At 67.1% G+C, this 21,133-nt stretch carries 23 protein-coding genes, 1 tRNA gene and 1 pseudogene; 10 read left to right on the top strand and 15 right to left on the bottom strand.

All coding sequences use genetic code 11. From position 1 onward, the window contains the following. Window positions 1–39: 39 nt before the first annotated feature. The 6 genes from rseP to pyrH form a co-directional block, all read right to left on the bottom strand. A complete protein-coding gene (rseP, locus tag B161_RS0103550; RefSeq protein ID WP_018631997.1) occupies window positions 40–1,395 on the bottom strand; it encodes an RIP metalloprotease RseP in 1,356 nt (451 codons plus the stop codon). 11 nt (window positions 1,396–1,406) lie between these two features. Next, a complete protein-coding gene (gene dxr, locus B161_RS0103545) occupies window positions 1,407–2,588 on the bottom strand; it encodes a 1-deoxy-D-xylulose-5-phosphate reductoisomerase (RefSeq protein WP_018631996.1) in 1,182 nt (393 codons plus the stop codon). Beyond that, window positions 2,585–3,412 carry a phosphatidate cytidylyltransferase gene (locus tag B161_RS16530; RefSeq protein ID WP_040789205.1) on the bottom strand — a complete coding sequence of 276 codons (828 nt, stop codon included), beginning with the start codon at window positions 3,410–3,412 and terminating at the stop codon, window positions 2,585–2,587. Before B161_RS16530 ends, dxr begins: the two co-directional genes overlap by 4 nt. Before the next feature lie 82 nt (window positions 3,413–3,494). Continuing rightward, complete coding sequence (gene uppS, locus B161_RS0103535) at window positions 3,495–4,244, bottom strand: polyprenyl diphosphate synthase (protein ID WP_018631994.1); 750 nt, start codon at window positions 4,242–4,244, stop codon at window positions 3,495–3,497. Between the two features lie 60 nt (window positions 4,245–4,304). Continuing rightward, complete coding sequence (frr, locus tag B161_RS0103530; RefSeq protein ID WP_018631993.1) at window positions 4,305–4,865, bottom strand: ribosome recycling factor; 561 nt, start codon at window positions 4,863–4,865, stop codon at window positions 4,305–4,307. A gap of 41 nt (window positions 4,866–4,906) precedes the next feature. Then, a complete protein-coding gene (pyrH, locus tag B161_RS0103525) occupies window positions 4,907–5,710 on the bottom strand; it encodes a UMP kinase (protein ID WP_018631992.1) in 804 nt (267 codons plus the stop codon). A gap of 349 nt (window positions 5,711–6,059) precedes the next feature. Between pyrH and B161_RS20265 the strand changes: the two are divergent. Further along, window positions 6,060–6,416: pseudogene (locus B161_RS20265) on the top strand (nuclease-related domain-containing protein); the annotation flags it as partial. Between the two features lie 81 nt (window positions 6,417–6,497). Then, window positions 6,498–7,070, top strand: coding sequence for a hypothetical protein (locus B161_RS19935; RefSeq protein WP_240471577.1), 573 nt, complete (start codon window positions 6,498–6,500; stop codon window positions 7,068–7,070). A gap of 38 nt (window positions 7,071–7,108) precedes the next feature. On the opposite strand, the gene pip is transcribed toward B161_RS19935, so the two are convergent. Continuing rightward, on the bottom strand, window positions 7,109–8,071 hold the full coding sequence (gene pip, locus B161_RS0103515; RefSeq protein ID WP_018631990.1) for a prolyl aminopeptidase: 963 nt from the start codon (window positions 8,069–8,071) through the stop codon (window positions 7,109–7,111). A 62-nt stretch (window positions 8,072–8,133) separates the two neighbouring features. On the opposite strand from pip, the gene ubiG reads away from it, so the two are divergent. Together ubiG and B161_RS0103505 are read left to right on the top strand one after the other, a co-directional pair. Then, on the top strand, window positions 8,134–8,937 hold the full coding sequence (gene ubiG / locus B161_RS0103510) for a bifunctional 2-polyprenyl-6-hydroxyphenol methylase/3-demethylubiquinol 3-O-methyltransferase UbiG (RefSeq protein ID WP_018631989.1): 804 nt from the start codon (window positions 8,134–8,136) through the stop codon (window positions 8,935–8,937). Further along, complete coding sequence (locus B161_RS0103505; protein WP_018631988.1) at window positions 8,934–9,449, top strand: L,D-transpeptidase family protein; 516 nt, start codon at window positions 8,934–8,936, stop codon at window positions 9,447–9,449. Before ubiG ends, B161_RS0103505 begins: the two co-directional genes overlap by 4 nt. 444 nt (window positions 9,450–9,893) lie before the next feature. On the opposite strand, the gene B161_RS0103500 is transcribed toward B161_RS0103505, so the two are convergent. Further along, window positions 9,894–10,742, bottom strand: a complete 849-nt coding sequence (locus B161_RS0103500; RefSeq protein ID WP_018631987.1) for an MBL fold metallo-hydrolase — start codon at window positions 10,740–10,742, stop codon at window positions 9,894–9,896. Window positions 10,743–10,942: 200 nt separating this feature from the next. On the opposite strand from B161_RS0103500, the gene B161_RS0103495 reads away from it, so the two are divergent. Next, window positions 10,943–11,365, top strand: coding sequence for a tellurite resistance TerB family protein (locus B161_RS0103495; RefSeq protein ID WP_026310166.1), 423 nt, complete (start codon window positions 10,943–10,945; stop codon window positions 11,363–11,365). Between the two features lie 417 nt (window positions 11,366–11,782). On the opposite strand, the gene B161_RS0103490 is transcribed toward B161_RS0103495, so the two are convergent. Next, on the bottom strand, window positions 11,783–12,556 hold the full coding sequence (locus B161_RS0103490; RefSeq protein ID WP_018631983.1) for a DUF3108 domain-containing protein: 774 nt from the start codon (window positions 12,554–12,556) through the stop codon (window positions 11,783–11,785). A 145-nt stretch (window positions 12,557–12,701) separates the two neighbouring features. Between B161_RS0103490 and B161_RS0103485 the strand changes: the two genes are divergently transcribed. Continuing rightward, a tRNA-Val gene (locus tag B161_RS0103485) sits at window positions 12,702–12,777 on the top strand. A gap of 95 nt (window positions 12,778–12,872) precedes the next feature. Here the strand turns inward: B161_RS0103485 and B161_RS0103480 are convergent. Beyond that, on the bottom strand, window positions 12,873–13,613 hold the full coding sequence (locus B161_RS0103480; protein WP_018631982.1) for a DUF1223 domain-containing protein: 741 nt from the start codon (window positions 13,611–13,613) through the stop codon (window positions 12,873–12,875). A 269-nt stretch (window positions 13,614–13,882) separates the two neighbouring features. Here B161_RS0103480 and B161_RS0103475 point away from each other — a divergent pair, with 269 nt between their 5' ends. The 4 genes from B161_RS0103475 to B161_RS16525 all read left to right on the top strand — a co-directional run bounded on the left by B161_RS0103475 (window position 13,883) and on the right by B161_RS16525 (window position 17,349). Further along, window positions 13,883–14,923 (top strand): HdeD family acid-resistance protein, encoded by a 1,041-nt coding sequence (locus tag B161_RS0103475; protein ID WP_018631981.1) that lies wholly within the window; start codon window positions 13,883–13,885, stop codon window positions 14,921–14,923. 91 nt (window positions 14,924–15,014) lie between these two features. Further along, on the top strand, window positions 15,015–15,935 hold the full coding sequence (gene ftsY / locus B161_RS0103470; protein ID WP_018631980.1) for a signal recognition particle-docking protein FtsY: 921 nt from the start codon (window positions 15,015–15,017) through the stop codon (window positions 15,933–15,935). 108 nt (window positions 15,936–16,043) lie between these two features. Further along, window positions 16,044–16,691, top strand: coding sequence for a septation protein A (locus tag B161_RS0103465; RefSeq protein WP_018631979.1), 648 nt, complete (start codon window positions 16,044–16,046; stop codon window positions 16,689–16,691). 190 nt (window positions 16,692–16,881) lie between these two features. Then, window positions 16,882–17,349, top strand: coding sequence for a MarR family winged helix-turn-helix transcriptional regulator (locus B161_RS16525; RefSeq protein ID WP_018631978.1), 468 nt, complete (start codon window positions 16,882–16,884; stop codon window positions 17,347–17,349). 148 nt (window positions 17,350–17,497) lie between these two features. Here B161_RS16525 and B161_RS0103455 read toward each other — a convergent pair whose 3' ends face one another. The 5 genes from B161_RS0103455 to B161_RS0103435 form a co-directional block, all read right to left on the bottom strand. Further along, window positions 17,498–18,079 carry a DsbE family thiol:disulfide interchange protein gene (locus tag B161_RS0103455; RefSeq protein WP_018631976.1) on the bottom strand — a complete coding sequence of 194 codons (582 nt, stop codon included), beginning with the start codon at window positions 18,077–18,079 and terminating at the stop codon, window positions 17,498–17,500. Next, a complete protein-coding gene (gene ccmD / locus B161_RS16520; RefSeq protein ID WP_018631974.1) occupies window positions 18,076–18,300 on the bottom strand; it encodes a heme exporter protein CcmD in 225 nt (74 codons plus the stop codon). Before ccmD ends, B161_RS0103455 begins: the two co-directional genes overlap by 4 nt. Further along, window positions 18,297–19,028, bottom strand: coding sequence for a heme ABC transporter permease (locus B161_RS0103445; RefSeq protein WP_026310162.1), 732 nt, complete (start codon window positions 19,026–19,028; stop codon window positions 18,297–18,299). The genes ccmD and B161_RS0103445 overlap by 4 nt, the downstream gene beginning before the upstream one ends. Before the next feature lie 150 nt (window positions 19,029–19,178). Beyond that, complete coding sequence (locus tag B161_RS0103440) at window positions 19,179–20,603, bottom strand: ammonium transporter (RefSeq protein ID WP_083922908.1); 1,425 nt, start codon at window positions 20,601–20,603, stop codon at window positions 19,179–19,181. A gap of 77 nt (window positions 20,604–20,680) precedes the next feature. Beyond that, window positions 20,681–21,019: a P-II family nitrogen regulator gene (locus B161_RS0103435; protein ID WP_018631971.1), complete on the bottom strand. Its 339-nt coding sequence runs from the start codon at window positions 21,017–21,019 to the stop codon at window positions 20,681–20,683. Between the last annotated feature and the right edge of the window lie 114 nt (window positions 21,020–21,133).

Below are 21,133 nucleotides of genomic sequence, written 5' to 3'. Positions count from 1 at the left end.
CATCGTCCGCTCCGCTGCGCCGCGCCCGCCGCGACGGGCTCAGGAGAAAATCCTCGTCAGATCGTTGAAGGTGGCGAAAGCCATCAGCATCAACATCAGCGCGACCCCCACGCCCGCGCCGATCTCTTGCGCGCGGATGCTCAGGGGCCGCCCCAGAATTCCCTCTATGGCATAGAACACTAACCGTCCCCCGTCCAGAATTGGTATTGGGAAAAGGTTAAGAAGTCCGATAGAGGCCGAGACGATGGCCATGAGCCGGATCACCGTATCCAGCCCCATCCGGGCCGCCTGGCCTGAAACCTCGGCGATTCCGACCGGCCCGCTGATGGTGTCGAGATCCCCCCGCCCGCGGACCAGATCGCCCAGATGCTGAAGCGTCAGGCTGAGGATCATGCCCGTCTCCTTCACGCCGTGGACGGCCGATTCGGCCAAGCCCATGCGCTCGAAGCCCGCCGAGGCGCCGAAGAACTCGTCGTTGCGCAGGCCGATCAGGGAACGGGTCTGCAATTCGCCCGAGGGCAGGCGGATCTCGCGGATCTCCGGGGTGATCGTGAAGGTCAGGCGTCCGTCGCCGCGCGCGACCTCGACCTGAATCGGCGCCGCGCCGAGGGCTCCGGTCCGCAGCGACAATTCGTCGAAGCTGGCGACGGGTTCGCCGTTGAGGGCGAGGATCACGTCGCCCTTGCGCAAGCCCGCCTCCGCCGCCGGAGAGCCGGGGCTCACGCCCGTCACGCGGGGAGTCCGGACATAGGCGAAGGGAATCTCCATCTCCGCGCCGTCGCGGATCAGAACCAAGGGCTTGGGCGTGGAATCGACGGAATCCAGCGCGTTCATGAATTGCGAAAAGCTCTCCAGAGGCCGGCCGTCATAGCTGATCAGCCGGTCTCCGGGGCGCAGGCCCGCCTCCCAGGCCTGGCTGGTCTGCGGCGCCGAGCCCACCACCGGCGCGTCGCCGGGCAGGCCCCGCCCGAAGGCCATGGCCGAAAAGATGAAGGCCGCCAGCACGAAATTGAAGATCGGCCCCGCCGCCACGATCAGCGTGCGGCTCCAGAGCGAGGCCGCCGGGAAGCTGCGCGCCCGCTCCTCCGGCGTGAGTTCGGTCAGAGCCGCCTCGTCCACGGTGGAGCTGGCTTCGTCGGCGTCGCCCCGGAAGCGCACGTAGCCGCCTAAGGGGATCGCCGCGATCCGCCAGCGCGTGCCGCGCTTGTCGTTCCAGCCGAAAAGCTCGGGGCCGAAGCCCACCGAAAAGACCTCGGAATGCACGCCCCGCCAGCGCGCGACGACGTAATGGCCGTATTCATGCACCGCCACCACCACGCTCAGCACCAGAAGAAAGGGCAGAACATAGGTCAGCAGCGTGCCGAGATAGGGAATGGAGGCGATGGCGTCGAGCAAAGGAATCCCTTTCAGGCGAAGGCGCGGCGATGGTCGTGGGTCCAATCCGCGGCGAAGCGGCGGGCGCGGGCGTCCATGGCGAAGACGTCCTGCAAATCGTAGGCCTCGCCGCCCGGCGCAAGGGCCTCCAGAGTCGCCTCCACGGCGGCGGCCATGTCGAGAAAGCCGATGCGGCGCTCAAGAAAGGCCTCCAGCGCGGCCTCTTTGGCGCCGTTCAGAGCGCAGGGCGCGAGCCCCCCCGCCTCCAGAGCCTCCCGCGCGAGGCGCAGAGCCGGAAAGCGCGCCTCGTCGGGGGCTTCGAAATCCAGCCGCGAGAGGGCGGCGAAATCGAGCTTCGGCGTCGGGGCGGGAATGCGCTCCGGCCAGCCGAGGGCGTAGGCGATGGGGGTGCGCATGTCCGGCGCCCCGAGATGGGCCAGAACCGACCCGTCCGCATAGCCCACCATCGCATGCACGACGGATTGCGGATGGACCACGACCTCGATCTGATCGGGACGCACCGGAAAAAGCCGCGCCGCCTCGATGACCTCCAGCGCCTTATTGAAGAGGCTGGCCGAATCCACCGAGATCTTCAGCCCCATGGACCAATTCGGATGCGCCGCCGCCTGCTCGGGCGTGGCGGCCTCCATGCGCTCGCGGCTCCATGAGCGGAAAGGCCCGCCCGAAGCCGTGACGATCAGCCGGTCCACCGCCTTGAGCTGGTCGCCTTCGAAGATCTGAAACAGGGCGCTATGTTCGGAATCCACCGGAATCAGCGCGCCGCCCCCCTGCGCCACCGCCGCGAGGAAGGCCTCGCCCGCCGCGACCAGACATTCCTTATTGGCGAGGGCCAAAACGCCCCCCGCCCGCGCCGCCGCCACGGAAGGCCGCAGACCCGCCGCCCCCACGATGGCCGCCAGACGCCAATCCGCGGGCATCCCGCCCGCGGCCTCCACGGCCTCGTCGCCCGCCGCGAGGCGCAGGCCCTCGCCCGCCAGAGCCTCCTGCAGCGCCGGATAAGCGGCCTCGTCCTGAATCACCGTCAGCTCCGGGCGCAGCTCCCGCGCCTGCTCGGCCAGAAGCGCGACGTTGCGTCCGCCGGTCAGCGCGACGACCTCGTAGGCTTCGGCTCCGCCGCGTCGGCGGATCACGTCCACGGCGTTGGCCCCGACCGATCCGGTGGAGCCCATCAAGGTCACGCGGCGGCGCGTCATGAGAGCGCCCCCCCGCCCAAGGCCGCTCCGAAAGCCGCCGAAATCACCGCCAGAACGAGGCTCGCCGCCATAAGGCCGTCCACGCGGTCCATCACGCCGCCATGTCCGGGAATGAGGGCGCTCGCGTCCTTCACGCCGAAGCGCCGCTTGAAGGCCGATTCCGCGAGGTCTCCGCCTTGAGCCGCCACCGCCAGCAAAGCCCCGAAGACCGCAAGGCCCGCCGCGCCGCCTTCGGGAATCCAGAGCGAGCCCAAAGCCCCGACGACCGCCGCCGCCGTCACGCCGCCCGCCAGCCCGGCCCAAGTCTTCTTGGGGCTGATCTTGGGCGCGAGCTTCGGCCCGCCGATCAGACGCCCCGCCGCCCAAGCGCCGATGTCGGTGGCCGCGACCACGGCGATCAGCCAGACCGCCGTCCGCAGACCCGCCGCCTCGTCGCCGCGCAGCCAGACGAAGGCGCAGAGCGCCGCGCCTAAGGCCGAAGCGCCCAAAACGCCCCATCGCCAGTCGAGGCCGCGCCGATGATCGAGAAAGGCCCCGACGCCCGCGCCGAGGATCAAAAGCGCGATCCCCGCCAGAGGCCCGAAGGCCCAGGTCGCCAGAGCCGCCCCCGCGAGGCCCGCCATGAGCGGCGCGCTCCCCAGCCCGTCGGATTCCTGACGCCCGAGCGAGACCCCGCGCCATTCCCAGCCCATGGCCGCTCCCGCCAGAGCCGCCAGCAGAGCCGTCGTTCCGCCGCCCAAGCCCAAGGCCAGAGCCGCCGCGATCACGAGGACCAAGCCTGATTTCGCCCGCGCGCCCAGATCGGCGCCCAGCTTCTCCCGCATTCCGCCGCTCATCGGGCTCCCTGCTTCGCTGATGGTTTCCGGCGCGATCCTAGCAGCCCGCCGCCGCAGGGGAAACGACGCATCAGACTCCGCCATATCGGCGTTCGCGCGCGCCATATTCCTCCAGAGCGGCGAGAAAAGCCTCGCGCCCGAAATCCGGCCAGAGGACCGGCGTGAAGATATATTCCGCGTAGGCCGCCTGCCAGAGCAGGAAATTCGAGATCCGCCGCTCGCCGCTGGTGCGGATGACCAGATCCGGATCAGGATCGCCCTTGGTGGTCAGCGCGGCGGAGAATTCGCCTTCGTCGATGTTTTCGGCGCAAAGCTCGCCCTCCGCAACCCGCCGCGCCAGACGCCGCGCCGCCGCGAGGATCTCGGCCCGCCCGCCGTAGTTCAGCGCGATCTGAAGCACCATGCGCTCGCCCGCGCAATCGACGGCTTCAGCGGAGGCCATGGCCATTTGCAGATCCGAAGCCAGACCCGCCCGGTCTCCGATGAACCTCAGCCGGATTCCGTCGCGTCCGAGCTTGCGGGCCTCATGGCGCAGATAATAGCGGAGCAGATCCATCAGCCCCGCCACCTCCTCCTCGGGGCGGCGCCAGTTCTCGGTCGAGAAGGCGTAGAGCGTCAGCCGCCCCACCCCCGCCTCGGCGGCGGCGCGGACCACCTCGCGCACGGAGTCCACTCCGCGCTTATGGCCGGCCAGACGCGGAAGACCCCGCGCTTTGGCCCAGCGTCCGTTGCCGTCCATGATGATGGCCACATGCCGGGGGGGCGCGGAGGACGCGCCTTCTCCTGCGGCGAAGGGCGTCTGCGGGCGCAGCTTCAGCATTCCTCGCTCCCTAACGCGCCGCCCCCGTGGCGCCTGACTCGCGGGCTTCGGGCCGGAGCCCTAGACCTGCATGATTTCCTTTTCCTTGGTCGTCAGGGATTCGTCGATCCTTTTGACGAAGGCGTCCGTCAGGCTCTGGACCTCCTCGCCCCAGAGATCATGCTCGTCCTCGGACATGCCCGCGGCCTTCGCCTTCTTGAGCTGATCCATCCCGTCGCGGCGCACGTTGCGCACGGCCACGCGGGCGGCCTCGGCGTATTTGCCGGCGACCTTGGTCAGCTCGCGGCGGCGCTCCTCGTTCAGTTCGGGCACGACGATGCGGATGATCGGGCCGTCCGTCATCGGGTTGACCCCGAGGCCGGAGTTGCGGATGGCCTTCTCCACCGCCCCGACCAGACCGCGGTCCCAGACGTTCACCGCCAGCATGCGCGGCTCAGGCACGCTGATGCTCGCCAATTGGTTGATCGGCGTCGGCGAGCCGTAGGCGTCCACGGTGATCGGCTCCAGCATCGAGGAGGCGGCGCGCCCGGTGCGCAGGGTTTGGAACTCCTGCTTCAGCGAGGCCACCGCGCCCTCCATGCGGCGCTTGATCGGATCGAGGTCGAAATCGGCGTCGGACATATGCGAATCCATGCTCTATGCGCGGGGGCGCGACGAGCCCCCTAACGCTCCTCCACAATGGTGAATTTTCCCTTGCCGGACAAGACCTCCGCAAGGGCGCCGGGGGCGTGCAGGTCGAAGACCACCACCGGCAGGGCGTTGTCCCGGGCCAGGGCGATGGCCGTCGCGTCCATCACGTTGAGGTTCTTCGCGAGAACCTCGTCGTAGCCGACGCGCTCGTAACGGACCGCGTCAGGATTCTTGCGCGGATCGGAATCATAGACTCCATCCACCTGCGTGCCCTTGAGCAGAGCGCCGCAGCCCATTTCGATGGCGCGCAGAGCCGCGCCGGAATCCGTGGTGAAGAAGGGGTTTCCCGTGCCCGCCGCGAAGATGACCACGCGCCCCTTCTCCAGATGGCGCAGAGCCCGGCGGCGGATATAGGGCTCGCAGACGGCCTCCATGGGAATGGCCGAGAGCACGCGCGTCTCCAGACCGGCCTTCTCAAGGGCGTTCTGCATGGCCAGAGCGTTCAGCACCGTGGCGAGCATGCCCATATAATCGGCGGATGCGCGCTCCATGCCGTTGGCGGCGCCGGAGAGCCCCCGGAAGATGTTGCCGCCCCCCACCACGAGGCACAGCTGGACTCCGCGCTGATGGGCGGCTTTGACCTGCTGCGCCAGATCGTCGAGGGTCTGCTGATGCAGGCCGTAGCCCTGAGGCCCCGCCAGAGCCTCGCCGGAAAGCTTGAGCAGAACGCGCGGCCAGAGAACCGGAGCGGCCTCGGGCGCGGCGCCCGCCGGAGAAGCCGGAAAGGCGGGCGCCGGAGCAGGCGTCGGAGCAGGCGAGGGGGCGGGCGAGGTCATGGGGGGCTCCACAGCAAGCAGGAGGATGGGGACGAGACCGAAACGGCCCGCAAACTCGGAAATTCGCGGCCCTCTGGCAAGTGCGAATCGGAGAGCTCCGCCGCAAGCCTGCGCGCCTCCTCGCGCGCGGCCTCCCCACGGAGCTTATCATGTCGAAGAGAGCGGATTTCAATGCGCTCAGGCTTCAGGAGGCGATTTCCCCGAGAACCCGCCTCAGGTCGAACTTCAAGAAAATCAATCGGATTGATCTTCGGATTTTAAAAACATACGCGGATATGCTTAATTCTTCAATCATGTTTTCATAGTTAATTCAGAAAAATCAGGGCTATATACGGGAATTCTCCAAGAAATGCTCACCAATAATCAAAAACGCCGCATAGAATTCTGGAAAGAGATCTCAAAATCCCAGATCAATCCTGAGCGTCTTGAGGTGAAGGCGGGGCGCGAGGCTGAGGAGATGCTGCAATCCCTCGTCGCGAAGAGGGTGGATTTAAAATCGGCGAGCATTTCCTCCTCCAAGAGAGTCCCGAGCGATCCGCGCCATCCCAACCAGAAACGCTTCGAGATCGACCTGATCGTCATCTCGCAAAAGCAGATCAGCGCCATTGAAATCAAGAATTGGTCCGGAAGACTGAAGATCGACGGCGATCAATGGGTTCAGGAAAGATATAATAAATCCATAGTCCCCCATGAAAATCCTCTTCGGAAGAATCACAGGAAGCTTGACGCTTTATGCGGCTATCTTGAATCGAAAGGGGCTTCGATTCCCAAAAAAAGAATATGCCGGGTGATTTTCTGCAATAAGAATCTGGAAATCCCTCAGAACATCGCCGAAAATCCAGACGTCATCACCAGCAAGGATTTGGATAAATTCCTCGGCGATCAGAAATATGCGAGATCAGGCGAGAAATTCCTGACGGCCGTTCTCGAAATCTGCCTGAGTCAGGAAAAAAGCAAAGGCTTCGTCGAAAAATTCTTCGGAAGCATCCCCGATCAGGATTATAAGAGAACCTCCGGGCTCATCGAAGATCTGTCCAGCTTCGACAAGGTGGTCCTCTGGGGCGGCAGAACGCTCACAGGCGATCTGATCGACCTCAAGATCGGCCCCGACTCCTATTGTTTGAAAAGCCTCTCCAAGGGCAGCGCCATCGAGGTGAGCTGTCATCGCACTGAAAACATCCTCGGGAAGGCGTCGCAGTTTTTCGTGGCGCTCTGGGGCTCCAAGCCTCTTCTCTCCCTGAGCGGCGCCTTAGGATCTCAAGAGGCCGCCCCACACGACAGGATCTTCTTCCACGCCGCCGGGACTCCGAAGCCGCAGCACATCGAATTGCGGGAGATCTCCAGCATCGCCCGGAGCTGACCCGCCTGACGAGCGGGGGGGGCGGAGCGCCCGCCCCCTCAGAGCCGCCCGGCGGCGAGATCCTCCACCGCCTCCAGCAGAGCCGAGGCGATCCCCGGCTCGCTGACGGCGTGGCCCGCCTCCGGCGCGACGATCAGCCGGGCGCGCGGCCAAGCCGCCTTGAGGTCGAAGGCGCTGACGGGCGGCGTGATCATGTCGTAGCGCCCCTGCACGATCACGCCGGGAATCCCGGCGAGGCGTCCGGCGTCTTTGAGCAATTGGCCGTCCTCGCGGAGGAATCCGCCATGGACGAAATAATGCGCCTCGATGCGGGCGAAGGCCAGAGCATGGGCGTTGAAGAGATTCGGCGCGGAATGCGGCGGCGGCGGACGCAAGGCGATGGTCGAGCTCTCCCATTGCCCCCAGAGATGGGCGCAAAGCCGCCGCTCCTCCGAATCCGGAGCCATGAGGCGCTTATAATAGGCGCCGACCAGATCATGGCGCTCCTCAAGCGGGATGGGCGCCAGCAGCCGCGCCCAGTTCTCCGGCCAGACATGAGCCGCTCCGCCGCCGTAAAACCAATCCAGCTCGCTTTGGCGCAGCAGGAAGATCCCGCGCAGGATCATCGCCCGCACCCGCTCCGGATGGGTCTCGGCGTAGGCCAGCGCCAGAGTCGAGCCCCAGGAGCCCCCGAAGAGCGCCCAAGTTTCAATTCCGAGATGCGCGCGAATGCGCTCGATGTCCGCCACGAGATCCCAGGTGGTGTTTTCGCGCACCTCCGCCAGAGGCGTCGAGCGCCCGCAGCCGCGCTGGTCGAAGAGCACAACGCGATGTTTGCGCGGATCGAAGAAGCGCCGCATCAGCGGATTGGTCCCCGCCCCCGGCCCGCCATGCAGAGTCAGGACGGCGGGCGCTTGCGGGTCGCCGCATTCCTCGACATATATCTCATGCAGATCCGAGACCTTCAGCCGATGGACGGCGTAGGGCTCGACGGGCGGGTGCAGCGAACGGGCGAGGATCATCGCGCTCTCCGGCAGGGGGCGGAAGCCCCCTTATACCGACCGAACCACGGAAGGACAGCCTCATGACGGCCCTGCGACACCCTCAGGACGCCTCCAGCGCCGATCCGCAGGAGATCGAAAAATTCTCGCGCATGGCCGAAAGCTGGTGGGATCCGACGGGGCCTTTCCGGCCTCTGCATAAGATGAATCCGGTGCGGCTGGATTACGTCCGGGACCAGATCTGCGGCCAGTTCGACCGCGATCCCCAAGCGCCGCGCGCTCTGGAGGGCCTGCGGATCCTCGACGTGGGCTGCGGCGGCGGGCTGCTCTCGGAGCCTCTGGCGCGGATGGGCGCTCAGGTCGTGGGCGTGGACGCCGCCGAGCGCAACATCCCCGTGGCCAGACTCCACGCCGAGCGCATGGGGCTGGAGATCGACTACCGCGCCGGGACGGTGGAGGCTCTGGCCGAAGCGGGCGAGCTTTTCGACGCCGTGGTCTGCCTTGAGGTGGTCGAGCATGTGGCGCATCTCGCGGATTTCGTGAAATCCTGCGCCGAGGTCGTCAGGCCCGGCGGGATTCTCGTCGCCTCGACGCTCGCCCGCACGCCGCAGAGCTTCGCCATGGCCATCGTGGGGGCGGAATATCTGCTGCGCTGGCTGCCGCGCGGGACTCACGACTGGCGCAAATTCGTCAATCCCGTCGAGCTGGACGCCGCCTTCATCGTCGCGGGTCTGGAGACGGCGGATGTTTCGGGCTTCGTCTATTCGCCCTTCCGCGATTCCTGGCGGCGCGATCCGCGCGATCTGAGCTGCAATTACGCCGCCGCCGCCGTGAAGCCCGCGGCGGCCTTGCTCATCGAGGACGCCCCCGGAGCCCTCGCGCCGTGAAATCCCCCGGCTTCGCGGATCTCGTCGTGGACCGGCGCGGCGTGGCGCGCTTCCGGGGGCGGCGGCTGACTTGCTCCGTCGGGCGCGGCGGAATCAAGCCCGCCGCCCAAAAGCGCGAAGGCGACGGCGCGACTCCGGCGGGAATCTGGCGGCTGGAGGCGGTTCGCCGGCGTCCCGACCGCCCCGGCCCCAAGCCGCTCAAGGGCTGGCTCCCGATTCTGCCGTGGATGCGCTGGTCCGACGATCCGCGAGACCCCGCTTATAACGATCTGCGCCGCGAAAACCGCTTCTCGGCGGAGCGGATGCGGCGCGGAGACCGGATGTATGATCTGGTCGGCGTCCTCGACCATAACCGCGATCCCGTCGAGCCGGGCGCGGGCAGCGCGGTGTTTCTGCATCTGCATCGGCGCCCGAGGCGCCCCACGGCGGGATGTCTCGCCTTCAAAAGGGCGGATCTCGAATGGATTTTGCGGCGCTGGTCGCCGCGCGGACGAATCGTGATCCGGGAATGAGCCCCGCCCTTTCCCCCGCGGGGAAGGGAGCTCCGCGCGTCGTCGTCCTCAGAAGAAAGCTTCGGTTTGGTGAGCTCGCCGGGACTCGAACCCGGGACCCACTGATTACCTCCCACTTCGGCTTTCGCCGCCCCCGGAGTCTTCCGGGGTTCGTGGTCTGGACCATCCCTTCGCCTGATCCCCTGAGGGATTGAAGGCGGGCGCCGTCTGGCCTCTACACCTTCCCAAACCTGATGAGGGTCTGGGCTTGGCTCGGGATCGCCTTCGCCGTGACGCGGAGGGGTTCCCCGAATTTGACGCCTGTTCACCGCCCCGTTTCCGAAGCGGGCTCCCATAGACAAAAGTCAGTTGCTCTACCGACTGAGCTACGAGCTCACAAACCGATGCGGCCCGAAGCCTGAGGCTCGCGGGCGGGGTTCTGCCTAAACGGCGCCGCGCGCCCGGTCAAGACGAAATTCGAATCTCGCCCCCCGGCGCGGCCGGAAGCTCGACGGTCATGCCGTCATAGGCGGGGACCACGCCGGGCGGAACCTCCGCCAGAAGCGCGCGGTAATCGAGATCCACGTTGAGGTTGGTCAGAATCGCCCGCTCGGGCTTGAGCCGCTCGATCCAGCCGAGAGTCATTTCAAGATGGGCGTGGCTGCCATGCGGGCGGCGCTGAAGGCAATCCACGATCCAGACCCGCGTTCCGGCCAGAGCCTCCCAAGCCTCTTCGGGCATGCGGTTCGCGTCCGGCGTATAAGCCACGTCGCCGAAGCGATAGCCTAGAGCCTCGATGGCGCCGTGGCCCACCTGAAAGCCGCGCAAAAGGATCTCGCCGCCCGCGCCCTCGATCCGGGCCTCGCCGTTCATGTCGCGCAATTCGAAGATCGGCGGATAGCTGGAGCCCGGCGGCGTCGTGAAGCAGTAATTGAAGCTCCGCAGCAGAACCTCCCGCGTGGGCGCGTCGGCCCAGAGCGGAATCCGCCGCTTCATGTTCAGAGCCGCCGCCCGCAGATCGTCGAGCCCGTGGATATGGTCGGCGTGGGGATGGGTCGCCGCCGCCGCGTCGAGTTCGCCCACGCCCGCGTCGAGCAGCTGCATGCGCAGATCCTGCCCCATGTCGATCAGCAGCCGCGTGCGGCCCGCCGCGCCGATCCGCTCGACCATCAGCGCGCAGCGACGGCGCCGGTTGCGCGGCTCCGCCGGATCGCAGAGGCCCCAGTTCCCGCGTCCGTCCGGGCCGCCGAGGCGCGGCGAGCCCCCCGAAGAGCCGCAGCCCATGATGGTGGTCCGCCAGAGGTCGCCGGTCATTCCCCCTCCATCCTTCCGCTTCGGCCTTCCGCTTCGGCCGGGCCTTTGCGAATCGGCCGGGCCTCCGTTGGGTCGGGGTCGCAGATCCGGGGCTCCGGCGCAAGCGCCCCAAGGGATTCCCATGCGCCCGCGGCGCCTCTTGCCAAGCCCCGCCGCGTCGGTCCAGACTCGAAGCCGGAGCCTAAAAGGGGAAAGCCATCATGCCGTTGTCCGGTCGCGCCATGTCGGCGCAAGACGCGCTGATCGCCGTCATGCTCGTCACCTCCGCCGCCAGCGGCGAGATGCGCGAAAGCGAGCGGCGGGAGATTCAATCCATCGTCGGGCTGCTGCCCGTCTTCGAGGGCTACGACGGGGGGCGGCTGCCCTCTCTGACCGATCTGACGCTGAAGCATCTTCAGCGCGAGGACGGGCTCGATTCGCTGGTGGGGCTGGTGCGCAAGGCTTTGCCGCCGCATCTCTTTGAAACGGCCTACGCCCTCGCCTGCGACGTGGCCGCCGCCGATCAGAAGGTGGACGCTCCGGAGATGCGCTTTCTGGAGATGCTGCGCCATGAGCTGGGCATCGACCGCCTGAACGCCGCCGCCATCGAGCGCGGATCGCGCGCCCGCCACACCCGCGCCTGAACGAAAAAAGAGCCCGGCGCTCGCAGCGCCGGGCTCAAGGTCGAGGGTCGAAGACAAAATGCGAAATTGTCGGAGGCGAAGGAGAGCAAATCCGGCGCCAGAGCCCCCGCCCTCCCTTAAGCCTCCGGCGCGGGCCGAAAAAAGAGCCCGGCGCTGCGGGCGCCGGGCTCAAGGTCGAGGGTCGAGGGTCGAAGACAAAATGCGAAACTGTCGGGGACGAAGGAGAGCAAGTCCGGCGCCAGAGCCCCCCGCCCGCCCCTAAGCCTCCGGCGCGAGCCGAAAAAAGAGCCCGGCGCTGCGGGCGCCGGGCTTTGAAGGTCGAGGGTCGAAGACAAAATGCGAAACTGTCGGGGACGAAGGAGAGCAAGTCCGGCGCCAGAGCCCCCCGCCCGCCTGAAATCTCCCGCGCGGCGCCCTTCAGCGCCGCACCACCGAGGCTTGGCCCCAAGTCGTGTCCGCCCAAATCCGCTCCGGCCGCCAGCCGCCGTCCGGCAGGGGCGTCAGGCGGGCCTGAAAGAGGTGGCGCGCGCGCTCCGGGGTCATGTCCTTATCTCTAAACCCCTTCAGACGCTCATAAATCCCTGAGCAGACCACCGAGCCCTCCGGCTCCGGGCGGGCCGGGCCCGAGAGCCTCACCCCATGGAGCTTGCGCCCGTCGAAGACCTGATGATCGAAGGCGCAAGCGTCGGTCCGGGGCGCCCCGAGCAGATAAATCGCCGTGGCCGGGTCAATGGCCTCCGGAACCTCCGAGGGATCGGGCTCCCTGTCTCTTTTCGGAACGTCCGGGATGCGCCGGATCGAAAGGGGACGCCCTTGCGGGTCATAGCTGAGGATCAGCTCCGAGCTCTCCTTGCGGTCGCGGAGCCGATAGAAGAAGCTTTCCGGAATCACGCGGCCCTCCGTCCCGATCCGGCCCGAAGCCTCGGCGGAGGCGTCGGAATCGATCACTATGGCCAGAAGCGAGGCCATGCGGAACTCGCCCTGCGCGGCGTAGGCGCCGCCGCCGCCGCGCCCCTGAGTCGTCAGAGTCCCCAGCGGAATCCCGCCGAGATAGACGCGGAACTCATAGGAAAAGCCCTCCGCAGGAGGAGGAGCCCCCGCCGGAGGAGTCTGGGCCAGACCCGAAGCGGCGCTCAGGCCGAGGGTCAAAGCCGCCGTCAAGGCCGCGGCGCGCCGTTTCATCAAGCTCATGGGGCGCCTTCTCGCCGAGGATCGCGGCGAGCTTATGGCCGAAGCCGGAGCTTTCGCCGCAGGCTTTTGACGAATCCGTGAGCTTCTTCGTGAGAAATCCCCTTGACCCCCATGCGCGGCCCCGCTATCAACGCGGCACCCGGGAGGGCGGTTAGCTCAGTTGGTAGAGCACAGTGTTCACACCGCTGGGGTCACTGGTTCGAGTCCAGTACCGCCCACCATGGTCTTCACAGAACGGCGAAGCGCCCGACCTGAGATTCAGGCGGGTTTTTTCATGTCCGCTCGACCGGTTTCAGGCCCGGCCGAAGGCCCGATTTCAGGGGTGGGCGCCCTCGCGCCATTGCGCCGCGCCGAGAATGCGGCCCACGCCCTCCTCCTGCACGATCACCGCGAATCCGCCGTCGCCCATGGGGCGCTCGAACTCCAGAGAGAGCGGGGCCTCGCCGCTCCAGACCGCCAGAGGCCGCCATTCCCGCACGGTGTTGCAATAGGAGAGGCGGCGATCCGCGTTCTGCCCGCCCGCGACCAGCACCTCGTTCGAGGCGTCGTAGCCCGCCAGCCAGACCGTCGCCTCGCCGAAGGAGCCGGAGGACGGCGCCAGAGCCGTGAGGCTCACGCGCCCGCCCGCTCCCTCCTCCTCCGGCGGCGAGAGGACCACCCGCACGGCGGGCCGCCAATCGCGCAGAGCCGTCCGCAGGGCCTTGCCCACCGCGCGCCGCTCATGCCCGACCATCTCGGCGGAGGCGTTCACGATCATCTGGGGCGTATAGCGCCGCACGCCGAATCGGCGGCCGTAATCCTCCTGCCGCCGCGAGAAATCCGGCGAGGCGAAGGGGTCGCTCCAGCCGAAGGCGTCCCAATAATCCACATGGAAGGCGAGGGCGATCACGTCCTCCTTCTCGCTCAATTCGGCGAGGAGGGCGTCCGCGGGCGGACAGGCGCTGCATCCCTGACTGGTGAAAAGCTCCACCAGCGCCATCTCCGCCGAGGCGGGCGCCGCAGCCGCGCAGCCCAGAGCCAAAACGGCCGCCGCCAGATCGATTCGGACGAATCTCATGATTCAGGCCCCCTTCGCCGCGCCTCCGGAGGCCGACGCGCTCCGCGTTTTTCGTCCGCCCTCTTCGAACGGACCCATCGGAGATAGCGCCAAATTCGTTCAAATGGAAAACCCGTTTTTCACAAGCCCGTGCTCTCCCCCGCGCGCTCCGCCCGCCGCGAGGCGAGGCCGGAAGCGGCCTTCGCCCGCCCCGGAAAGGCTGATCGGACCCCCGCGCATTCCATGCTTGCGCGGGCGCGCCGCCCCATGCTTTCCTGAGCGGCATCCGCATGCGCGTCTTGACGCGCGTCTCGGCCTCAGGCTTTGGACAGGCGACCTTCATCATGACCTTTCCCTCCTCCTCCGCCCCGCCGCCGGACGCTTACGCTCTTTTGCGTCCGCATAAAGGCTTGCTGATCGCGCTGGGTCTGCTGACGCTGCTCGGCGGAACGGCGGCGATCCTCTGGCCCGCGCTCGCCAGCGTGGCGGTGACGGCGGTCGTCGGCGCGGCTCTGATGGTTCAGGGCGCCGTGCAGTTCTGGGACGCGCTGAACGTCCCCGGCTGGCGCCCGAGGCTCTGGCATTTCGTCACCGGGCTGATCGCGCTGATCGGCGGCGCGCTGCTGGTGTGGAATCCGCTGGAGGGCGTGTTGACCCTCACGGCGCTGCTGATCGTCATGATTCTGCTCGGCGGGGGGGCGCGCGTCGCCATGGCTCTGGCGGCGCGGCCGCAAAAGGGCTGGGGCTGGCTGCTGCTCAGCGGCCTGATCTCCTTGGGCCTCGGCGCCTATCTCATGAGCCTCTATTTCTCCACGCCCGAGGCCCTGACCGCCGAAGCCCTGACGCAGGAAGGCGGCGAGGCGGCCGCGGCGGCGCGCGTCCTCGGATTGTTCAGCCTGCTCGGGCTGATGGTCGGGATCTCGATGATCTTCGAGGGCTGGAGCTATCTCCTGCTCGCTCTGGCTCTGCCCAAGGCGCCCCCGGAGACCGACCTCGACGAGGATTTCGCGCCCGCGCCCCGGACTCCGCCCGCCGCGCCTCTCGCGCCCCTCGCCCCGCCGCCCGCTCCGGCTCCGGCGGCCGCGACGCCCGAACCGGAGCCCGCGCGCCCGACGCCCGCCCGTTCCGAGCCCGCCCGCCCCGATCCGGTCCGTCCCGTCGCCGCGGAGCCCCCGCCCGCCGCCGCGCCCGCCTCATCCTCCGTCGCGGCGACGCCGCCCGCCAAGCCTCTTCCGCCGCCGCAGAACCGCCCCGCGCGGGCGCCTGAAAATTTCGCCGCCCCCGCGCCGACCGCCGCGAAGACGCCCCCCGAGCCTCCCGCGAAGGGCTGAAGGCCCCAAATGAACGCTCCTTCATTCGCGCGGCGCTTCCCAAGCGCCGCGCGAAGCCCTATTTGGGAAAAGCCCTTCCCAGCGAGGCCCCATGCGGTTTTTCGAAAAGCTCAAAGAGCGCCTGTTCAAATCCAACGCCCGAATCGAGCAAGGCGTGGACGCGATCCTCGTCGAGGAGCGCGTGGTCGACGACGCCTTGCTGGAGGAGCTGGAGGATCTGCTCGTTCAGGCGGATTTCGGCGTCAACGTGGCGCAGCGCGCCAGCGCCGCCGTGGCCGAAGGCCGCTTCGGCAAGAGCGTCCCCGCCGAAGAGGTCAAGCGCCTGCTCGCCGCCGAAGTCGCCCGGACTCTGGCCCCGGTGGCGCGGCCCCTGCCCCTTTACGCCAAAAGGCCGCAGGTGATTCTCGTCGTCGGGGTGAACGGAGGCGGCAAGACCACCACGGTCGGCAAGCTGGCCTCTCAGCTGAAAAGCGCGGGGAAATCGGTGGTGGTGGCCGCCGCCGACACCTTCCGCGCCGCCGCCGTCGAGCAGCTCAAGATCTGGGGTCAGCGCGCGGGCGTGCCGGTGATCGCCAAGACCGAAGGCGCCGACGCGGCGGGCGTCGCCTACGACGCCCTGCGCGAGGCTCAGGAGCGCGGCGCGGACGTGCTGCTCATCGACACGGCGGGGCGGCTCCAGAATCGCGGCGACCTCATGGCCGAGCTGGATAAGATCCTTCGCGTCCTTCAGAAGCTCGATCCGACCGCGCCTCACAACGTTTTGCTCGTTCTGGACGCCACGGTGGGACAAAACGCCCTGAGTCAGGTCGAGATCTTCCAAAAAATCGCCAAAGTCTCCGGGCTAATCATGACCAAGCTGGACGGAACCGCCAAAGGCGGCGTGCTGGTGGCTCTGGCCGAGAAATTCGGCCTGCCCATCCACGCCGTCGGGGTCGGCGAAGCCATCGACGACCTGCAGCCCTTCGAGGCGCAGGAATTCGCCCGCGCGTTGACGGGCGCGAAAGCGCTCTGACGCATCATCCGCAAGACGCGCCCCCTGAAGACTTGAGCCGGCCGAAGACTCAAGACCGCCTCTGAAAGACCAGCCGCCCCCCGGGGCGCGCCAAATGGAGATCGCCACGTGGACCAAGCCCCGCCTCAAATCGTCGTCGCCTCCGCGCCGGCGCCGCAGATGAGCCCGTTGTGGAAGGCGATCCTCGAAGCGGGTCCGCTTTTGCTGTTCTTCGCCGCCTATTACCTCGGCAACCGCTACGGCGGCCTCGACGCCAACGGCGACAAGGTCGGCATCTACTGGGCGACCGGCTCGGCGATCTTCGCCTCGCTCGTGGCGGTGGCGGCCTATTGGTTCAAGCTCCGGCGGGTGCCCGCCGCGCCGCTGATCACCTTTCTGGTGGTGGGCGTCTTCGGCGGCATCACGCTGGCGCTGCAAGATCCGGATTTCGTGAAGATGAAGCCTACGGCGGTTTACGCGCTCTTCGCGGCGGCGCTCTTCGGCGGGCTGGCGACGGGGCGGCTTTTCCTGAAGGGCGTCTTCGGCGAGGTCTTTTCGCTGACGGATAAAGGCTGGCGGGTGCTGACCATCCGCTGGGGTCTGTTCTTCGTGACCATGGCCGTTCTGAACGAAGCGGTCTGGCGCAGCTTCTCCGAAGGCGCCTGGGTGAATTTCAAGGTTTGGGCCATTCTGCCCATCACCATGATCTTCGGCGCCCTGCAATATCCGATCCTCAAGCGTTACGGCGTCGCGCCGGAGACGGAGGAGGCGCCGTAAGCCGCGCCGCTTCATCCGTAGGCATACAGAACGACTTTCGCCGCAATTCGCCCCTTTTATGCCATATTGGGACGACGAGATTGCAAACGCGCCCCGAATATCTTAATAATCTGTCAGGGCGCGTTTAATTTTGAAGTGACGACCGGTCACGGTCGGACCTGCGCGCTCCGAGAGACAAGGGAACGCGCATATGCCGACACAATCCACCAAACGCGGAGGCGGCGGAGCCGAGGGGGACTTCCAGCTGGAGGACTCGCCGGGCCATCTCCTTCACCGCGCCCAGCAACGCGCCGCCGACATGACCGCTCAGGCGCTGCGGGCGCAGAATCTGACGCCGCGTCAATTCGCGGTGCTCATGGCTCTCAGCCAGAATGAGGGCGTCACGCAATCCGAACTCGTCCGCCGCACCGGCGTGGACCGCTCGACGCTGGCCGACATGCTCGCCCGGCTCTCGAAGCGCCGCCTCGTCATCACGCGCCGCACCGAGCAGGACCAGCGCGCCAACGCCGTGCGCATCACCGCCGAAGGTCAGCGCACCCTCGACGAAGCCGCCCCCAAGGTGGTGGACGCCGAAAGGCGCATCGTCGAATTGCTGCCCGTCGATCAGCGCGAGGGCTTCCTCGCCAATCTCAAAGTTTTGGCCGACTCGCGCCGCTGAGCCTTCTTCCCGACGCGCCGGGGCGGGCGCGGAGGAAGAGAAAGTCAGGGCCTCGCGAGCATCCTCCTTCAGGGCCTTCCGAGACGTCGCGCAGGGAAAGCGGCTCGGAGGAACCCCCGGTCTGGCGGAGTCTCGGAGGAGCGCAGCTTCAGGGCCGTCGCGCGGCTTCGCGCAGCTTGGGCAGGATCAGACGATCCAGATCGCCCGGATTGATCGGCCCGAAATGCTTATAGACCACCACCCCTTCCGGACTGAGCACGAAGCTCTCGGGGGCGCCTGAGACGCCCCAGTCGATGGCCGTGCGCCCGCGCAGATCCACCGCCACCTTCAGGAAGGGATCGCCGAGCTTCTCCAGAAAATTCAGCGTGTCGGCGGGAGCGTCCTTGTAAGAGACGCCATAGACCCGCGCCGCGCCGGATTCCGCCAGCCTCATCAGCTCGGGATGCTCCGCATGGCAGGGCGGACACCATGAGGCGAAGAAGTTCACCAGAGCCGGGCCCTCGCCCTTGAAGCTCTCCAACGTGATCTCCGCCCCCTCCTCCTTCAGACTCGGCAAGGCGAAGGCGGGCGCGGCGACGCCGATCAGCCGCGAGGGCAAAGCGTCGGAGGCCGGGCGCATCAGCGCCATGAAGAAGGCCGCCGCGAGGCAGGCGAAAGCCGCCAAAGGCAGAAACCTCAGCCAGAGCCGCCGCGCGCGTCCCGTCGGAGCGGCCTCGGGAATTTCGCTCATGGCGCCTCGCGCAATCTGGCCGCCGAAGCGGAGGGCGCCGAAGCCGCGGAGGCGGCGGGCGTCTTGCGGGCCTGAAGCGCCTCCAGCTCGGCGAGGGTCCGGGCGGCGCGGCGGGCCTCCAGCCAGAGCCAGAGCGCCAGACCGATCAAAATCACAGCCGTCAGGCCGTAGGCGCTCCAGACATAGGGCGCGTATTTGTCATAGACGGGGATCAAGCTCATGCGCCCGCCTCCCGGGCCAGAGCCCCGCGCAGATTGCGGATCCGGCGCGCCCGGATCTCCTTGCGCACGCCCAAGAGCAGAAAGGCCATGAAATAGGCGTAGAAGGCCCCCATCATGACCAGAAGCGGCAGATAAAAGGCGTTATGGACATGTTCGGCCTTATCCACGGAGAGGCTCGCGGGCTGATGCAGCGTGTTCCAGAAGTTCACCGAATATTTCGAGAGCAGCGCCGAAACCGACCCCACGCAACAGAGGATCGCCGCCGCCCGGGCCGCCGTCGTCTGGTCGTCTATGGCGTTCCAGAGCGCCATATAGCCGAGATAGAAGAAGAGCAGGATCAATTCCGCCGTCAGCCGCGCGTCCCAGACCCACCAGGCGCCCCACATGGGCTTGCCCCAGATGGAGCCCGTGATCAGCGCGATCAGCGTGAAGGCCGCCCCGACCGGCGCGCAGGATTTGGCCGTCAGATCCGAAACCGGATGGCGCCAGATCAGCGCCGTCACGCTCGCGACCACCATCACGGCGTAGACTCCGATGGAGAGCGCCGCCGCAGGCACATGGATGAAGATGATCCGCGCCCCGTCGCCCTGTTTGAAGTCGGGCGGCGCGACCCAAAGCGCCCAATAAAGGCCCACGGCGAAGAGCGCCGTCGCCAAAAGAAACGCCCAAGGCAGAATCAGCCCTGAGACGCGCATGAATCGATTCGGATTCGCCAAAGCTCGCCACATAAGCCCGATTTAGCCGCCCTCGCCCTTCGGGCGCAAGCGGACGGGCCGTCGCGGCGGCTCGTCTTTAAGTCTTGTGATCCCCAAAAAAAGAGCGGCCCCCTTTCGGAGGCCGCCGAGTTTCGGTCTGCGGAGACCGACTGGTGGAGGAACTCAAAGATTCCAAGCGCGCTCGCCGTGCTCGGTGAGATCGAGGCCCTCGCGTTCCTTATCCGCGTCGACGCGCAGCCCGATCACGAGGTCGATCAGCTTGAAGATCAGGAAGGACAGCACGCCGGACCAGACGATGGTGAAGACCACGCCCTCGATCTGCGCGTAGAGCTGGGCGCCCATGTTGAAGCTCTCGTCGCCTTGGCCGCCGAGGCCCGGCGCCATGAAGACGCCCGTCAGAACCGCGCCGATCACGCCGCCGATGAAATGCACGCCGAAGACGTCGAGCGAGTCGTCGTATTTCAGCTTGTTCTTCACCGTGGTGCAGAAGACGAAGCAGATCGGACCCGCGATCAGGCCGAGCGCCACCGCGCCCATCGGGCCGACGAAGGCCGCCGCCGGAGTGATCGCCACCAGACCGCCGATCACGCCGGAGACCAGACCCAGCAGCGAGGGATGGCCCTTGACGGTCCATTCGACGAAGAGCCAGGCGAGGCCCGCCGCCGCCGTCGCGACGAGGGTGTTCACGGTGGCCAGAGCCGCGACGCCGTTCGCCGCCGCCGCCGAGCCCGCGTTGAAGCCGAACCAGCCCACCCAGAGCAGCGAGGCGCCGATCATGGTCATGGTGAGGCTATGCGGCGCGAGATGCTCCTTGCCGAAGCCGAGCCGGGGGCCGACCATCAGCGCGCCGATCAGACCGGCCACGCCCGCGTTGATGTGCACCACGGTGCCGCCGGCGAAGTCCAGAGCGCCCCACTGCGCGAGGATGCCGCCGCCCCAGACCATATGGGCCATGGGGAAATAGACCAGCGTCAGCCAGATCGGCACGAAGACCACGATGGCCTTGAACTTCATGCGCTCCGCGAAAGAGCCCAAAGCCAGCGCCGGGGTGATCGCCGCGAAGGTCATCTGGAAGGCGATGAACATATATTCCGGCATGGTCCCGGATTCCGAGGCGAGGTCCACCCCGCGCAGGAAGAGCTTGTCGAAGCCGCCGACGTAGTCGTTCAGACCGCCGCCGTCGGTGAAGGCCATGCTGTAGCCCCAGAAGACCCAGACCACGCAGGCGATGCAGACCGTGGCCATCACCTGAGTCAGCACCGAAAGCATGTTCTTGCTGCGCACCATGCCGCCGTAGAACAGCGCGAGGCCCGGAATGGACATCATCAGCACGAGCAGCGTGGAGATCGCCATGAAGGCCGTGTCGCCGCTGTCGATCCCGGAGACCGGAGCGGCCTCGGCCGCGACGACCTCCGCCGCAGGCTGGGCGGCGGCCAGAGCCGCGGCCACGGCGGCCGCGATCTCGGCGGAGACCTCTTGAGACAGCTCCTGCGCGCGCGCCAGTCCGGGGAGCAGCCCCAAGGTCAGGGCGGCGGCCGCGGCCGGAAGGCCGGACAGCCGCCAGCGGGAGGGAGAACGATGGATCATGGAGAAGCCTTCCTTCTTGCTGGTCGGCGAGCGCGGATTAGAGGTCGGATTCGGATCTGGCGAAGCGGAGGAGAAGATCACAGCGCGTCCTCTCCGGTTTCGCCGGTGCGGATGCGCGTGGCCTGAAGGGCGTCGAGGACGAAGATCTTGCCGTCGCCGATGCGGCCGGTCTGAGCGGCGCCGCGGATGGCCTCCACGGCGCGGTCGGCGAGGTCGTCCGCCACCATCAGCTCGAGCCGCAGCTTCGGCACGAAGGTCACGGCGTATTCGGCGCCGCGGTAGATTTCGGTGTGCCCGCTCTGGCGGCCGAAACCCTTGCCCTCGCTCACGAACATGCCCGTGACGCCGATGGCGGTCAGCGCCTCGCGCGTCTCCTCCAGCTTGAAGGGTTTGATGATGGCGATGATGAATTTCATGGCGTCGGCGCCCTTCTCTGCGGTGGATATTGCAGAGCAATACAAATTCGGCGCCATTTTAGGCTTATGCATATATTGATTTGTTTTTGCTTATATATTCAGAGCAGGCTTCGG

The organism is Neomegalonema perideroedes DSM 15528, from assembly GCF_000374145.1.
Taxonomy (GTDB): domain Bacteria; phylum Pseudomonadota; class Alphaproteobacteria; order Rhodobacterales; family Rhodobacteraceae; genus Neomegalonema; species Neomegalonema perideroedes.
This window is presented reverse-complemented; position numbering and strand designations above follow the sequence as displayed.

What these genes read in the sequence shown, in the direction of transcription:
- B161_RS0103455 (WP_018631976.1), bottom strand. Translation starts at nt 18,079, where the DNA reads ATGAGCGAAATTCCCGAGGCCGCTCCGACGGGACGCGCGCGGCGGCTC.
- ubiG (WP_018631989.1), top strand. Translation starts at nt 8,134, where the DNA reads ATGACGGCCCTGCGACACCCTCAGGACGCCTCCAGCGCCGATCCGCAG.
- B161_RS0103490 (WP_018631983.1), bottom strand. Translation starts at nt 12,556, where the DNA reads ATGAGCTTGATGAAACGGCGCGCCGCGGCCTTGACGGCGGCTTTGACC.
- uppS (WP_018631994.1), bottom strand. Translation starts at nt 4,244, where the DNA reads ATGCTGAAGCTGCGCCCGCAGACGCCCTTCGCCGCAGGAGAAGGCGCG.
- ftsY (WP_018631980.1), top strand. Translation starts at nt 15,015, where the DNA reads ATGCGGTTTTTCGAAAAGCTCAAAGAGCGCCTGTTCAAATCCAACGCC.
- B161_RS0103475 (WP_018631981.1), top strand. Translation starts at nt 13,883, where the DNA reads ATGCGCGTCTTGACGCGCGTCTCGGCCTCAGGCTTTGGACAGGCGACC.
- B161_RS0103500 (WP_018631987.1), bottom strand. Translation starts at nt 10,742, where the DNA reads ATGACCGGCGACCTCTGGCGGACCACCATCATGGGCTGCGGCTCTTCG.
- pip (WP_018631990.1), bottom strand. Translation starts at nt 8,071, where the DNA reads ATGATCCTCGCCCGTTCGCTGCACCCGCCCGTCGAGCCCTACGCCGTC.
- dxr (WP_018631996.1), bottom strand. Translation starts at nt 2,588, where the DNA reads ATGACGCGCCGCCGCGTGACCTTGATGGGCTCCACCGGATCGGTCGGG.
- frr (WP_018631993.1), bottom strand. Translation starts at nt 4,865, where the DNA reads ATGTCCGACGCCGATTTCGACCTCGATCCGATCAAGCGCCGCATGGAG.
- B161_RS0103440 (WP_083922908.1), bottom strand. Translation starts at nt 20,603, where the DNA reads ATGATCCATCGTTCTCCCTCCCGCTGGCGGCTGTCCGGCCTTCCGGCC.
- pyrH (WP_018631992.1), bottom strand. Translation starts at nt 5,710, where the DNA reads ATGACCTCGCCCGCCCCCTCGCCTGCTCCGACGCCTGCTCCGGCGCCC.
- B161_RS16525 (WP_018631978.1), top strand. Translation starts at nt 16,882, where the DNA reads ATGCCGACACAATCCACCAAACGCGGAGGCGGCGGAGCCGAGGGGGAC.
- B161_RS16530 (WP_040789205.1), bottom strand. Translation starts at nt 3,412, where the DNA reads ATGCGGGAGAAGCTGGGCGCCGATCTGGGCGCGCGGGCGAAATCAGGC.
- B161_RS0103435 (WP_018631971.1), bottom strand. Translation starts at nt 21,019, where the DNA reads ATGAAATTCATCATCGCCATCATCAAACCCTTCAAGCTGGAGGAGACG.
- B161_RS0103480 (WP_018631982.1), bottom strand. Translation starts at nt 13,613, where the DNA reads ATGAGATTCGTCCGAATCGATCTGGCGGCGGCCGTTTTGGCTCTGGGC.
- B161_RS0103445 (WP_026310162.1), bottom strand. Translation starts at nt 19,028, where the DNA reads ATGTGGCGAGCTTTGGCGAATCCGAATCGATTCATGCGCGTCTCAGGG.
- ccmD (WP_018631974.1), bottom strand. Translation starts at nt 18,300, where the DNA reads ATGAGCTTGATCCCCGTCTATGACAAATACGCGCCCTATGTCTGGAGC.
- B161_RS0103495 (WP_026310166.1), top strand. Translation starts at nt 10,943, where the DNA reads ATGCCGTTGTCCGGTCGCGCCATGTCGGCGCAAGACGCGCTGATCGCC.